At 60.9% G+C, this 14,475-nt stretch carries 8 protein-coding genes; 1 reads left to right on the top strand and 7 read right to left on the bottom strand.

Annotated elements, in window-relative coordinates; translation table 11 throughout:
- Nucleotides 1–3 precede the first annotated feature (3 nt).
- On the bottom strand, nt 4–1,530 hold the full coding sequence (locus QRN46_RS17165; protein ID WP_201818893.1) for a CoA-acylating methylmalonate-semialdehyde dehydrogenase: 1,527 nt from the start codon (nt 1,528–1,530) through the stop codon (nt 4–6).
- A 149-nt stretch (nt 1,531–1,679) separates the two neighbouring features.
- Between QRN46_RS17165 and QRN46_RS17160 the strand changes: the two genes are divergently transcribed.
- Nucleotides 1,680–2,627, top strand: coding sequence for a LysR family transcriptional regulator (locus tag QRN46_RS17160; protein WP_201818891.1), 948 nt, complete (start codon nt 1,680–1,682; stop codon nt 2,625–2,627).
- On the opposite strand, the gene yfiB is transcribed toward QRN46_RS17160, so the two are convergent.
- The 6 genes from yfiB to recC all read right to left on the bottom strand — a co-directional run bounded on the left by yfiB (nt 2,624) and on the right by recC (nt 14,327).
- Complete coding sequence (gene yfiB, locus QRN46_RS17155; RefSeq protein WP_011332333.1) at nt 2,624–3,124, bottom strand: outer membrane lipoprotein YfiB; 501 nt, start codon at nt 3,122–3,124, stop codon at nt 2,624–2,626. The two genes, QRN46_RS17160 and yfiB, sit on opposite strands and share 4 nt — an antisense overlap.
- Nucleotides 3,124–4,392, bottom strand: a complete 1,269-nt coding sequence (gene dgcN, locus QRN46_RS17150; protein WP_011332332.1) for a diguanylate cyclase DgcN/YfiN — start codon at nt 4,390–4,392, stop codon at nt 3,124–3,126. The genes yfiB and dgcN overlap by 1 nt, the downstream gene beginning before the upstream one ends.
- Nucleotides 4,389–4,964, bottom strand: a complete 576-nt coding sequence (yfiR, locus tag QRN46_RS17145; RefSeq protein ID WP_285356153.1) for a regulatory sequestration protein YfiR — start codon at nt 4,962–4,964, stop codon at nt 4,389–4,391. The genes dgcN and yfiR overlap by 4 nt, the downstream gene beginning before the upstream one ends.
- 119 nt (nt 4,965–5,083) lie before the next feature.
- Entirely contained in the window at nt 5,084–7,192 is a 2,109-nt protein-coding gene (gene recD, locus QRN46_RS17140; protein WP_285356150.1) for an exodeoxyribonuclease V subunit alpha, read from the bottom strand.
- Nucleotides 7,189–10,878: an exodeoxyribonuclease V subunit beta gene (gene recB, locus QRN46_RS17135; RefSeq protein ID WP_285356148.1), complete on the bottom strand. Its 3,690-nt coding sequence runs from the start codon at nt 10,876–10,878 to the stop codon at nt 7,189–7,191. The genes recD and recB overlap by 4 nt, the downstream gene beginning before the upstream one ends.
- Nucleotides 10,875–14,327: an exodeoxyribonuclease V subunit gamma gene (gene recC / locus QRN46_RS17130; RefSeq protein ID WP_285356144.1), complete on the bottom strand. Its 3,453-nt coding sequence runs from the start codon at nt 14,325–14,327 to the stop codon at nt 10,875–10,877. The genes recB and recC overlap by 4 nt, the downstream gene beginning before the upstream one ends.
- Nucleotides 14,328–14,475 lie beyond the last annotated feature (148 nt).

Raw genomic sequence — 14,475 nt, 5'->3', positions numbered from 1 at the left:
TCCTCAGCGCAGGTTGATGGTGGTGTTCACGCCGTCGTTGACGCTGTCGTCATCGAACCAGCGCGCCGTGACCGTTTTGGTCTGGGTGTAGAACTGCACCACTTGCTTGCCGTAAGGGCCGAGGTCGCCGAGTTTCGAACCGCGCGAACCGGTGAAGCTGAAGAACGGCACCGGCACCGGAATCGGGATGTTGATGCCGACCTGGCCGACGTCGATTTCAGTCTGGAATTTACGCGCCGCGGCACCACTCTGGGTGAACAGGCCCGTGCCGTTGCCGAACGGGTTGGCGTTGACCAGCGCGATGGCCTGATCGAGGGTATCGACCTCCAGCACCACCAGCACTGGGCCGAAGATTTCCTGGGTGTAGATCTGCATGTCGGTAGTCACCCCGGAAAACAGGGTCGGGCCGACGAAGTTGCCTTTCTCGTAACCCGGCACGCTGATGTCGCGACCGTCCAGCTCAAGTTTTGCGCCTTCCTTGATGCCGCTTTCGATCAGGTCGAGAATCCGCGCCTTGGCCTTTTTCGAAATGACCGGGCCGACATCGGTGCCCGGCTCATTGCCGGCGTTGACCTTGAGTTTCTGCGCCAGCGCTTTCAGATCCGGCAGCCACTGCTTGGCCGCACCCACCAGCACCACCACCGAGGTGGCCATGCAACGCTGACCGGCCGCACCGAAACCGGCGCCGACCAAGGCGTTGAGCGCTTGCTCGCGATTGGCATCCGGCAGCACCACCGCATGGTTCTTCGCGCCCATCATCGATTGCACGCGTTTGCCGTGTTTACCGGCCAGGTCATAAACGTGGGTGCCGACGGCAGTCGAACCGACGAACGAAACGGCCTTGATGTCCTTGTGGGTGCACAAGCCGTCAACCACGTCCTTGCCACCATGGACGACGTTAAGCACACCGGCCGGAATGCCCGCTTCAATCGCCAGCTCCACCAGCAGCATGGTCGACAGCGGATCCTGTTCGGACGGCTTGAGTACAAAGGTGTTGCCGCAGGCAATGGCCATCGGGAACATCCACAGCGGGATCATCGCCGGGAAGTTGAACGGGGTGATGCCGGCGCAGACGCCGATCGGCTGACGCAGGGTGTAGGTATCGACGCCGCCGGCCACGTTCTCGGCGAACTCGCCCATCTGCAGGCTGCCGATGGAGCAGGCGTGCTCGACCACTTCCAGGCCACGGAAAATGTCGCCTTCGGCATCGGCAATGGTCTTGCCCTGTTCGGCGCTCAGCACCACGGCGATGCGTTTGGAATGCTCACGGATCAACGCCTGCAGCTTGAGCATGATGCGCATGCGCGCGCCGATCGGAGTCAGCTTCCAGGTCTGGAAGGCGCGCTGGGCGGCGCTGACGGCAGCGTCGACTTCAGCGGCGGTGGCAAACGGAACCTTGGCCAGAACCTGCTGGGTCGCCGGGTTGATGATGTCGTGCCACTCGGTGGTCTGCGACTCGACCCACTCGCCGTCGATCAGCAGCTTGACCTTCTGGATCGTGGTTTCGTTGGGCGTAAGCGATGCGTTCATGCTGGTCTCCAGAACTTGTTTTTATCGTAGGAGCCAAGGCGAAAGGTTCGCCTTGAGATGAGGCGTGTGTCACGAATTGGTTGTCGGACTGTTTTTGGAGTATAGATGTGCAAACTTCTAATAAGAACGCACATATAAGCCCGTCCATCATGCAAAAAAACATCACCTCTCTAGGTTCGCTGAATTGGGACGACCTCAAGTTTTTCCTCGAAGTCGCCCGCACCCGCAAGGCCAGTACCGCGGCCAAACGCCTGGCGGTCGACTACACCACCGTGTCGCGGCGGATCAGTTCGCTGGAAGCGGCGCTCGGCACCTTGCTGTTCGAAAAGTCCCGCACCAGCGGTTTCGTGCTGACTGCCGAAGGCCAGCGCCTGCTGAGTTATGCCGAGTCGATCGAAAGCACGCTGCACATGGCCTGCGAGCAGGTGTCCGGCTCCGGCGTCGCGCTGTCCGGGCATGTGCGGATGGGCTGCACTGAAGGTTTCGGCAGCTTCTTCATCACCCCGCAACTGAGCCACTTCGTTGACGCCTACCCGGCGATCTCGGTGGACATCCTGCCGCTGCCACACTTCATCAGCCTGTCCAAACGCGAGGCCGACATCGTCATCGCCCTCGAACGCCCGGAACACGGGCCGTACGTGTGCTGCAAACTCTGCGACTACCGCTTGCAGCTCTACGCGACCCAGGAATACCTGGACAAGCACCCGCCGATCCGCCGCCCCGCCGACCTGGGCAAGCATCAATTCATCAGTTACGTGGATGACCTGGCGTTCAGCTCAGAGCTGCTGTATCTGGCGAACGTGTTGCCCGGCGCCAGCGCCAATTTGCGCAGCACCAGCGTGATCGCACAGTTCGTGGCGGCGCAGCAGGGGCGCTCATTGGCGATTCTGCCGTGCTTCCTCGCGGCCCAGGACCCGCGCCTGTTGCCGGTGTTGCCGGAGGAAATCGATATCACCCGGCAGTTCTGGATGTACTGCCGGGAGGATCTGCGCAAGTTGAAGCGGATCACCCTGCTGTGGGATTACATCCGTGAGGTGACCGAGCGCAATCAGGGTCTGTTGATGGGTGAGACCCGTGACATGCAGTTCACCGATTAATCGGCGCTGACCACAATCGACACTCGGCGGTTTTCGGTGCGGCCGGCGGCGGTGTCGTTGGAGGCGACCGGTTCGCGACTGCCGAGGCCCTGCAGCTGAATGTTCTCTTGTTTCATGCCGACCGAGGTCAGCACGTTGCTGACGCTTTTCGCGCGGCGCAGGGACAGCTGCTGGTTGTAGGTTTCCTTGCCCGAGGCGTCGGTGTGGCCATCCACCCGTACCCGCTCGATGCCGACACCCAGCAACGCTTTGCCGATACGCTCGACGATTTCGGTACTTTGTTTATTCAGGCTTTCGACATCGCTGCCAAACAACACTTTGCCCGACAGGCCGAACTCCCAGCCGTCATCGGTCAGCTCGAAGCCTTGCTGCTTGAGGACCGCGACCTGGGCCGGCGTCAGGCCTTTTTGCGGGGCGGTCTGGCAACCGGTCAGGGCCAGCATGGCCGTCAGCAACAGGGTGGAAAACAGTCGAAAGGAAAGTGAGAACACGGGCATCAGCTCCTGGTTTGAACGGGATCGACCGGGTGCTCCGACCCGGCCGTGGATTGGGCGCCACGCGACAAACGCTTGGCTTGATACATCGCGGCATCGGCCGCATCAAGCAAGGTGCCGGGCGTGACGCCATGATCGGGGTAAACCGCGATGCCGATACTGAGCGACGTCACGACACTGCTGTCGCCCGGCAGCGCAATCGGGGTGTCCATGCTGGCGAGGATCTTGTCGGCAATGCGTTCGGCGTCTTCGGTCTTGTGCAAGGGCGTGAGCAGAACGGCGAACTCGTCACCGCCCAGACGCGCCACCAGATCCTCTTCACGCAACTGCGCCCGCACTCGATTCGCCACCGCCACCAGCACCGCGTCACCGGCGGCATGACCGAAGTTGTCGTTGATGTCCTTGAAGCGGTCGCTGTCGAGAAACAGCACCGCCACGCGCTCGTTCAGTTTGTGGGCGCTGCGTAGCGCACGGATCAGGCGGCCTTCGAAAAAGGCCCGGTTCGGCAAGCCGGTGAGACTGTCGTGGCTGGCCTGGTGGGCGAGGGTTTCGTTCTCGCTTTGCAGGTGGGTTTGCCAGTCTTCGAGTTCATCGAGCAAGGCATTGAAGTCATTGCCGAGGTTGTCCAGTTCGGCAATCTTCGCCCGTGGCACCCGTCGATCCAGTGCCCGCTCGCTGCGGGCCGCATGCGCCACCGCCGCCAGGCTGTGCAACGGGCCGATGATCCTGCGCAACTGACGCTGCGCCAGGTACAGCGCGACCCAGGCACTGATCGCCGTGCAGAGAATGATCCCCGCCAGACCGCTCAACAGAAAGCGCATCAGGCTGCCACCGTGGCCGATCAGCAAGATACGCCCGATCTCGCGATCCTGATGGAGGATCGGCAGGTTGATGGGTTTTTCCAGTATGACCCGCGCGACTTGCATCTCCAGCTCGGAAAACAGACCGTTCTCCGGACGCTGCCAGCGCGCGAGCAACTGGCCCTGAGTGTCCAGCACCTGGGCATCGGCCACTTCTTCGGTCGAGGCGATCAGCGCCAGCGCTTCGGTCGCAGCGGCCTTGTCGTTGAACACCACGGCAGCTTCAACCGTGTAACTGATCGAGCGGGCGATCAAGTGCAGGTTGTGATCGGCATAGACCCGCAGCGCCAGTACCCCAAGCAGCGTCAGCGACACACTGGCCATTGCCACGGCGACCAGCGCCACAATCAGGTTGCCACGGCCGATGACCGAACCGAGGGTCGGGCGCCCTGTGGATTTGTCGCGTCTCATGGCACCGCCGGTTTGCGGCGCGACAACTGCAGCACGCTGGGATGAATGCGCACACCGCTACGGGCGACGGAGTCGAGATTGACCTCGAACGACACCTGGTCATCGCCGACCCGCAGGCAGAACAGGCTGCCGACCGTGCATTGATCACCGCCTTCGCTGATGCTCAGCACCGGATGCCCGATCAGGGACGCGAACAACCGGCTGCGTTCTTCAGCCGTGAGTTTGCCGATGTAGACCGCGTCGCACTCGCTGACGATGGCCGGGTTGTCGGCCAACAGTCGACGCACGATGACCGGACGGCCCGTGGCCTGGGTCGTGCCCTTGACCAGGTCGTCGGTGTATTCGGTCGGGCCGACGATGCACAAACGCAATTGCGCCGGCTCTACCGGCCAGCGCGCATAACTGAGGATACCGAGGACAACCTGGGTGACGGATTTGGCCCGTTGTTCGGCCATACCCACCGGGGTTTGAGTCTGGGCAGCGGCCACACCCGTGAGCAAACAGAGCACACCGGCAAGCAACGCCTGCTTGCAGCCAACTACGCGCTCTGTCGCCCAGACAGCCACCTTCATGCAGGGATTCTCTTGGATCGTTACGAAATGATGCCGCAACGATAGCACAGCGTTGGAAAGCCAGCGATACAGCGACCTCTGACCGGTCGGTCAATTATCGGCGGCAATCGAAGGCACCTTCATCCTTTATGCGGCGCGCCTTCTTCCAGTTCCAGCATCAGTCCACTCAGGCGCTTCACCTTGCGCTGCACCGCTTCTTCAAACACGCCGCTCCGAGGCTCGATCAAGGTGAACCAGTCCTTGGCCCGGGTAATTCCGGTATAGATCAGTTCCTTGGTCAACACAGGATTCAGGGCGTCCGGCAGGATCAGCGCGGTATGGGCAAACTCCGAGCCCTGAGACTTGTGCACGGTCATCGCATAGACGGTCTCGACATCGTTGAGCCGGCTCGGCAACACGAAACGCACCCCGCCGCGCCCGTCGTTACGCGGGAACGCCACTCGCAATACCGATTTACCGGCATCAGGGCCATCGCGCTCGGGCAGTTTCAGGGCGATACCGATGTCACCGTTCATCAGCCCCAGACCGTAGTCGTTTCGGGTCATCAGCACCGGCCGGCCTTCGTACCATTGCTGGTCGCTCTCGATCAGCCGCGCCTTGAGCAACGCTTCGGTGATGCGCTGGTTCAGCCCCTCCACACCCCACGGCCCTTTGCGCACTGCGCACAACAACTGGAAGGTATCGAAGGCCCGCAGGACGTCACGTGCCCAGTCGACCCAACACGGGTTCTCGAGCGGCGTTCCGCTCGCCGGACGTCGATCGCGCAAGACGCTCAGATAGTGTCGATATCCGTGAGGGCCTTTCGCGTGCCCATCGAGCACCAGGTGCTCGAGTTCACGGTCGTGCTCATTGTGGAGTGGCAAAGAAAACACATCGCCATGAGTCTTGGCTTCCAGCAACTGGCGAGCCTCGACCGGGAGTTGCTGATTCACTCGTCGCGCCAGTTGACCGATGCCGCTGCCCTCGCCGAAACGCCGCGAGTGTCGCAGCATCACCACTTGCTGGGCCAATGGATGCGAGCCGTCAGTGCCTTCGTGCAAGCCGCTGTCCTGCAGGGATTCGCCACTCACCTGTTCCAGCCACTGGCGGGTCTGCGCACTGTACCAACCAGCTTCGGCATCACGGCACAAATCTCCCAGCACCGCACCCGCCTCCACGGAGGCAAGTTGATCCTTGTCGCCCAGCAACACCAATCGGGCATGAGGCGGCAAGGCATCGAGCAGATTGGCCATCATTTCCAGGTCGATCATGGACGCTTCATCGACCACCAGAACGTCCAGGGGCAGACGGTTACCGGCATGGTGGCGAAAGTGCCGCGTGCCGGGACGACTACCGAGCAGGCGGTGCACCGTGGTCACCTCGGTCGGGATTTTTTCCCGGACGCTGTCAGCGACCTTCAGCGATTGCACCTGCTGACTGATGGACTCGGTCAGCCGCGCCGCCGCTTTACCGGTAGGCGCCGCGAGCCTTATGCGCAATGGTTGATGCGCCTCGACCGCAGGTGCCTGGAGCAACGCCAGCAAACGGACCACCGTCGTCGTCTTGCCGGTACCCGGGCCACCCGTGATGATGCTGAAGGCACCTCGGGTGGCCAGGGCGCAGGCGAGTTTCTGCCAGTCGATGACATCCGCACGCTGGGCCGGATCGAACAGCTCGTCCAGCCGCCGTGCAAGATCGGCTGGTGTCGCTTCCTGCTCCGCGAGTCGCTGACGCAGTGCGCTGTCGATACGCCGCTCGTAGGCCCAATAGCGCCGCAAGTACAAACGCTTGCCGGACAACACCAGTGGGCGCTCCTGAGCCGACGCACTCTCGTCGGCGGCCAGTGCCACCAGCGAACTGCCGGCCAGCACCTTGCACCAGTGCGCTCCGTCGAGGGTTTCGAGCAATTGCGATGGCAGCAGCAACACGCCGGGTTGCGCATCCCCCTCCGGCGGCAGGGAAAGTGCAAAATCCGGTGCCTTGAGGGTTTCGAACAGATCCAGGCAGACATGACCATGGCCGAGCTGGTGACTGGTCAATGCGGCGGCGAGCAACACCAGCGGATCGACATCGGATTCCAACTCATGAAGAAAGGCCACGAATGCCTTGTCCAGTGCCCGCAACCAGCCACGCTCGACCCATTGGGTCAGCAACAGCAAAAGATCATCGGCACGGGTCAGGGGCGTCAGTAGCGCTAGGCTGTCAGCGGTCAGCGGCGTTGGCAGCAGGTCGGCGAATGTCCGATTCATAGCAGTACTCCCTGTTCCCACGCGGGCTCGGCCTGGGGTTGCGGTTTGCCCTGGAACATGAGGTCCAGACGCTCGATCAGCTCCCTTGGTGGTCGCGCGAAGTAAACGCCACCGCCAGGGGCCCGTGTTCCGCGCAGGAACAGATACAGCGCGCCGCCGATATGCCGGTCGTAATCGTAATCGGCGAGCCGCGCCTTGAGCTGACGATGCAGTGCCAACAGGTACAGCACGTATTGCAGGTCGTAACGGTTGTCGAGGATCGACTGCTCCATAGCTCGCTCGGTGTACGCAGCGTCATCGACGCCCAGCCAGTTGGATTTGTAATCGGCCACGTAGTAACGACCCTCGTGCTCAAACGTCAGGTCGATAAAGCCTTTGAACATGCCATTGAGCTGCACCGCTTCGGCGCCGACCCGGGCCACACCGTTGTGAGTGAATTGACGCACCTGTTCGTCGAGCTTGAGGACGTCGACTTTGTGGCTGGCAAACCAGAACTCCATCTCGACCCGATACTGCTTCAATTGCTCAAGCACCACTGGCGGTTGGTCGAGCCCTGCGGGCAGTGGCAGTTTGAGCAAGTGTTGCAACCAGTCGCCGAGGGTGGTGATCCAGCCTTCCCAGCCCCGCCGATTGCAACGCCGGGCAATCGCATCGTCCAGCGATTCGCGGGTGACCGCGAACCCTTCCTCCCCTGCCCACTCCAGTAAACCGTGAAGAAACGTTCCCGGATTCGGTCCGCGAGGGAAGCGATGAATGTCAGCTCCGCCGGCGATGATCTCGCGCGGAGCTTCAGGATCGAGGCGTTCGTCGTCGAACAGCTTTTGCGCTTGCGGACTGTCGGGAGCTTCGTCATTGCCAACGCTCAGCACGTCACTGATGCGCAAGGCGCTGTACGACGCGATCCACCAGTTCTCGCTGGCCCTGCGGCTCGGTAAAAGGGTGGCACATAGCGTGGCCTCATTACGCGGAGGCTGGTACTCCTCGCTGGTGGCCTCCGGCATTTCAACAACGCTCAGCGCCGAACAATCCTGTTGCAGATCGTCCAGCCAGCGGGCCAATCCGCTGGATTCATTCAACGTTGCGCCGCCGCCCAACAGATAGCCCAGTGCAGAAAGATGCAGCACCGAACTACTGTGATTGCCGCGCTTGAGATCCGTCACCCCGAGCCAGCACGCATGTTGTGCGCGGGTCAGCGCGACGTAGAGCAAGCGTAGATCCTCTGCCAGGCGTTCGTTGTCCGCCACAGCGATCAGTTCCGCGTCGGGCTTCAGACTGATGCGAGCCTTGCCGGACTCATCGTGGTAATGCAGCGGCAATCGACTGCCATCCACGGGTTTGGCCGAGCAGATGAAAGGCAGGAAAACCAACGGGTATTCAAGTCCCTTGGACTTGTGAATGGTCACGACCTTGACCAGTTGTTCGTCGCTTTCAAGACGCAGGATCTGCTCTTCGCCTGCCTGCCCGGACAGCGCCAGATGCTCGGCCAGATGGCGGATCAGTGCCTGCTCGCCATCGAGTTCCGACGCGGCCTGTTGCAACAACTCCGACAGGTGCAACAGGTTGGTCAGCACCCGCTCGCCATCACTGCGGGCAATGAGCATCTGCGGCAGTTGAAAGTCGTGCAGCAGGCGCCGCAACATCGGCAGCACCCCTTGCTTGCGCCAGAGTTCACGATAACCACGGAACTGCATGACCCGGGTTTCCCAGACCAGTTCGTCCTGATTCAGACGCTCCAGCTCGGCCAGCGGCAGGTTCAGCGTGATGCACGCCAGCGCCGCCTTGAGGGAGCGTTCGACATCCGGCTCGGCGCACGCCTTGAGCCACGACAACAGATCATGGGCTTCCTGAGCGGAAAAGACGGAGTCCTTGTCCGACAGATAAACGCTGCGGACTCCGCGTGCTGCGAGCTCACCGCGTACCGCCTGCGCCTCTTTACCATCGCGCACCAAAATCGCAATGTCCGCTGGCCGCAGCCCACGCCAATCCTTGCCCTCCTGCGCAAACCCGGCACGACCGGTTTGCCCGCCATTGAGCAGGGTCGTAATCTCACTGGCGCAGGCCGCCGCCAACTGCTGGCGATACACTGCCCCGGACAGTGGTTTGTCGGTGGATAAATGCCAGATGTTCAGCGCTGGCACGTCCAGCCCGGATACCTGCAAACGTTCTTTGCGCCCCTGAGCGTCCACTGGCTGGAACGGCACGGGGTTATCGCCGTTTTTCTCTCGGAACAGAAACGCTCCGCGTCCTTGCTCACGGGACTCTGCACGCTCGAACACATGGTTGACCGCACAGACCATCCCGTGACTGGAACGGAAGTTGGTGCCCAGGGTATGCAGGCGCCCGGTTGTGGCCTGCCGGGCTCGCAGATAGGTGTAGATGTCCGCGCCACGGAAGGCATAGATCGCCTGTTTGGGATCACCAATCAGGAACAGCCCGGTCTCCGGGTTATCCTCTTCAATGCGATAAATACTTTCGAAGATCCGATACTGCACCGGATCCGTGTCTTGGAACTCATCGATCAGGGCGACCGGGAACTGCTCGCGGATGAGCGTGGCGAGGCGTTCCCCACCATCGGACTGCAAGGCAGCATCCAGGCGCAACAGCATGTCGTCGAAACCCATTTCGGCCCGACGGCGTTTCTCGTCCTCAAAGCGAGCACCGACCCATTTGGCTGCATGCTGCAGCACGGCCGCATCGGGCGTCGGCAAATTGTCGAGGCTCGACTTGAGCACAGGCATGGCATCCAGGCCCGGGTGACTCGGCGGCTCACCTTTCCAGGCTTCAGCCATGCCGTCCGGTGTGAGCCGGGCGAACCCGGTGCCGATATCCAAATGCTCGAGCGTCTCGTCCTCGGCCCAGGCCTTGAGCTTTTCGAACCAGGGTTCGAAATAGCGGGCCTGCATCTTGCGCCCGTCCACCGTTTTGTTGGCGACGCCCTGATGGCAGATGGCGAGCAACTCATCGGCCCACTGCCGCCATGGTTCCTTCAACTCCATCAACGCTGCACGGCGCTCCTGCAGGCATTCTTCGATCAGTTCGGATGGCGCCTTGTCTGAATCCCCTTCGCGCTCGGTGCCAAACAGCCCACGCACACGCGGCAACAGGGCCGCCGGACCTCCCCAGTGACTGCGAACCCAGTTCAAGGCATCGCCCTGCATCGGATAGCAGAACAGCCGCCAATAATCGCGCAGCACTTCACCGAGCAGGTCGCTGTGATCGGTTTCCAGTGTCTGGGTAAACAGACTGCCGCTATCGAACGCATGCTCGCGCAGCATTCGCTGACACCAACTGTGAATCGTCGAGACTGCGGCTTCGTCCATCCATTGCGCGGCAATGTCCAGGCGGTTGGCGCAACCGGGCCATTGTTGCGGATCGAACTGTGCACGCAGTTCATCGATCAGCGCATCAGGGGGCGAAGTCTCGTCACGGAAGAAACGGGCGGCCTCGGCCAGGCGCGTACGGATGCGTTCGCGCAACTCTTTGGTCGCCGCATCGGTGAAGGTCACCACGAGAATCTGCGGGGGCAACAGCTCTCGACCGAAACCACTTGCCTCGCCTCCATGGCCAAGTATCAACCGCAGATACAACGCCGAAATGGTAAACGTCTTGCCAGTGCCCGCACTGGCTTCGATCAGTTGGCTGCCCTTTAACGGGAATGCCAGGGCGAGTGGTGGCTGGTTACTCATGCGCCTGCCTCCTCGTGGGTCCATGAGCGCCAAGGTGCCTCGAGCAACGGGCGATAAAGCGCATCACACCAACCGGAGAAGGTTTCATCCGCCTGCAGTGCATCGTAGTCGGGGAACTGTCGGGCCAGAGCCGGGCTTTCCCGACGTTCGCCTTCGCTGGTCTGACCATCACCCTCATAGGCTTTGCGGGCAGCCGCTTCAGCCTTGACTGGATCGGTCTGCCCCAGCCATGCAAAAGCCGTTTTTACCGCGACCGGAAGTGGCTGACGCATGCCCGTCTGCCAGGCGAGCAGCAGATCCTCAAGAACCCGTCCCGCTCGAGTCTGTTCCAGAGGTTCAAGAAGGAGCGTGTCATCACTGGCCACCAGTGCGGTCGTCAGGGAGAGCCCACTGGCACACGCGACAAGGTGGCTGACCCAGGGCTTGGTCAGGCGATGCCATTTGCGGCTCTTGATCGAGCCTATGCTGTTCGGGATCGTCGTGACCGAAAGTACGCCGCCATCGGCGCGCCGGTGCAAGCCGCCCAGCCACCCTTCAAGGCGCAGCTCCTGCCATTCAAAATTGATCGGTAGCGCGTTGGACAGGGGTGTCGGCCATAACGCCAGCAGCTGTTGATATCGCTGCAACAAGTCTGGCAAAGGCTCGATCAGCTCTCGCTGAAGGCATTCACCGAATCCGGCAATGGGCAACAGGCCGCTGTTCTGCAGGCGTCGGGCTTGAGACTCGAGTGCCTGATCAACATTATCCGGGTGTCTCAAGGCTGCTCCGAGCAAGCTGTCACTGAGCATATATCGCTGCAACGCATCCAGTACAAAGGGTTCCTCGTCAGCCTGAGGTATCTGCGCCGCTTCGAAGTAAACCTTGAGTCGCTGAGTGAAAAAGTGTCGGACCGGATTGCGCAGGAAGTCCTGTAGCAGTTCCAGACTCAACGGCTCCTCCTGGACATGGGGGGCAAGCATTGTTGCGACGTCATTCTGTTCGTGATGTTGATGCAGCACCTGCCATTCGCTGGCGTAGCTGAACAATTTGTCTTCCTCATGGAAGTAGCGCGAACTGAATGGCTGCAACGGATGCTCCTGAGTCATGGCAATCAGGAGATCCTCGTTGTCCTCGGTCGATCGCCATCCATTGGCGAGATGATCGCGCAACTGGCCGATCAACACAGAGGCTGGCCGCTCACTGTTGTCGCGAATGCTGCGGCCCACCCAACTGATGTAGAGCTGGTGACGGGCGGACAAGAGCGCTTCGAGCAGAAGATAGCGATCATCCTCCCGTCGGGAGCGATCTCCTGGCCTGTAGTCGCTGCCCATGAGATCGAAGTCCAGAGGCGGTTGGGCTCGTGGATAATCGCCATCGTTCATGCCCAACAGGCAAACCAGCTTGAACGGGATCGCGCGCATCGGCATCAGCGTGCAAAAGTTCACAGCTCCCGCCAGGAAGCGCTGCGACAGACGCCCCTGATCCAGCCCCGCCAGCCAAGCCTCACGGACGACGGTCAGTGGCAGCTCATCCAACAGACCGACGGCCTCACAGGTTTCCATCCAGGTTTCCCGCAACTCCTCGAGTTGAGCCAGCAGGTAGTCGTCATGCTCATCTTCGGGCTTGAAAAACAGTTGCATCAACGCCTGAAGCCGATGCCCCCATTCCTGTGGTTGGGCGGGTTTCATCAGTTGCTGATGCGAAAGCTCCAGTGCATCCAGCAACGCTACCAATGGCCCAATCAACGCGGCATCGAGACCGCCGATTTCATCGTAGGGTTCGATATCCCCACAGGCTCCGGAACTGCCGACGGCATAGCCGAGCAGCATCCGACGCAGGCCGAAGCGCCAACTGTTTTGCTCCAGTTCGTCGGGCAATCCCAGTTCGGCCCGTTGCCCGGCATCGATCCCCCAACGCACGCCGGCACCTTCGATCCAGCGATGCAGGGTCGGCAAGTCTCGTTCCTGCACACCAAATCTGGCGCGTAACGCCGGAACATCAAGCAAGTCGAGGATTTCACTGACGGGGAAACGACTATCCGGCAGCTTGAGCAGATGCTCGACAGCGATAAGTAATGGATCCCGTCCGCGCTGCCCCTGATCGGCCATCGTGAAGGGAATGAAGCGTGGATCATGACGATCCAGCTGCCCAAATACGGCGCGAATATGCGGCGCATAACTATCGATGTCGGGCACCATCACGATCACGTCGCGCGGGCGTAATTGAGGGTTGGCACTGAAACGTGCCAGCAACTGGTCGTGGAGAATCTCCACTTCGCGCTGGGCGCTATGGGCAATATGAAAGCGGATCGAATCGTCTTGAGTCAGATCGACTGCCGGCCAGAGTGCTCGAGTCTCGCCGAGCGGCCGCAGTTCCAGAATGTCGTCCTGTAACTGATTGAGCATGTTCTTCGGCTGGTTTTCGCTGAACAGATCGATACGTCCATTGCGAAATGCTGCGCGATAGCTATCGGGGTCGTCATAGCTGTCGAGAAGGTTGATGTAATCGCGACCTTGCTTGCCCCACGCAGCGAGGAGCGGGTGAGCATGCTGGTGGAGCATTTCCGAATCCAGCACTACGGGCATACCGTTTTTTCGGGCTTGCCGCTTGTACTGATGGCGCAAGAGATCCTTGTCGGCAACGATATCGGCCCAGTGATAACGACAGGGGTTATGGACGCACAACAAAACCTGGCTGAAACGGGAAAGCCCGGCCAATGCCTCCAGTACCTGGGCTGGCAACGAGGAAATTCCGAAAACGATCACTCGCTGGGGAAGTCCGGTCGGTGCGCGTTCAAGACTGTTGATGCGCTCCATGAACCGCTGGTGCACGCCCGCCCGACTTTGAGCCATGCCTTGCTCGCCCACATCGTCCAGCAGGGCACGCCACAACTCTGCCTGCCAGCAACTGGTCGGAGGAAGCGGCTTCGCTTCACCCCTCACATTGCGTAGTTGATGATGCCCCTCTGCCCAATCCTCAAGCCAATCAGCGCGGTAAACCTGATATTGGTCAAAGAGGTCTGCCAGACGTTCGGACAACTGGTAACGCTTGCGCAGATCGGTGTCATGGGTGAGGAAGCGTTGTAGCGGTTCGAAATGGGGTCGGGTGATGACCTGTGGCAACAGGCGCATCAGGCGCCAGGTCAATGGTGCCTTATCGAGCAGCGACGTTGCCGGAATCTCCTCTCGCCCCAGAACCATCCGGTAAAGCTGCCACATGAAACTGCCCGGCAGTTGCACATCAATAGCGGCGGCGATACCACAGCCGCCAGAGTCGTCCGCTTCAGGGTCTTCAGCCAGTGCCAGCTTGAGCCATTGAGCGATGCCGTTGCTCTGCACGAGCGCAATTTCGTTCTCCAGGGGTGCCAGTGGATAGCGCCGCATGATGCTGATCACAAGGCTGCGCAGTTCATCCAGGCTGTTGCTCTGAACGACCATGAATGCAGCGTTGAGGGACTGGGTGTCCGGCATGAAGGCTTCCTTGGAAAAGTACAAAAGCTAGGGCTGAACCTTAGCATTGTCGGCCGGCGAGGACAGCCGCAAGGCGGCTGAGAATGCTGTAAGAACTTTCCTGCGGGCAAAACAAAACCCCAACTGCTTTCGCAATTGGGGTTTCGGA

Source organism: Pseudomonas sp. lyk4-R2A-10, from assembly GCF_030209075.1.
Taxonomy (GTDB): domain Bacteria; phylum Pseudomonadota; class Gammaproteobacteria; order Pseudomonadales; family Pseudomonadaceae; genus Aquipseudomonas; species Aquipseudomonas glycinae.
The sequence above is the reverse complement of the archived record's forward strand: the minus strand, read 5'-3'. Positions and strand labels throughout refer to the sequence as shown.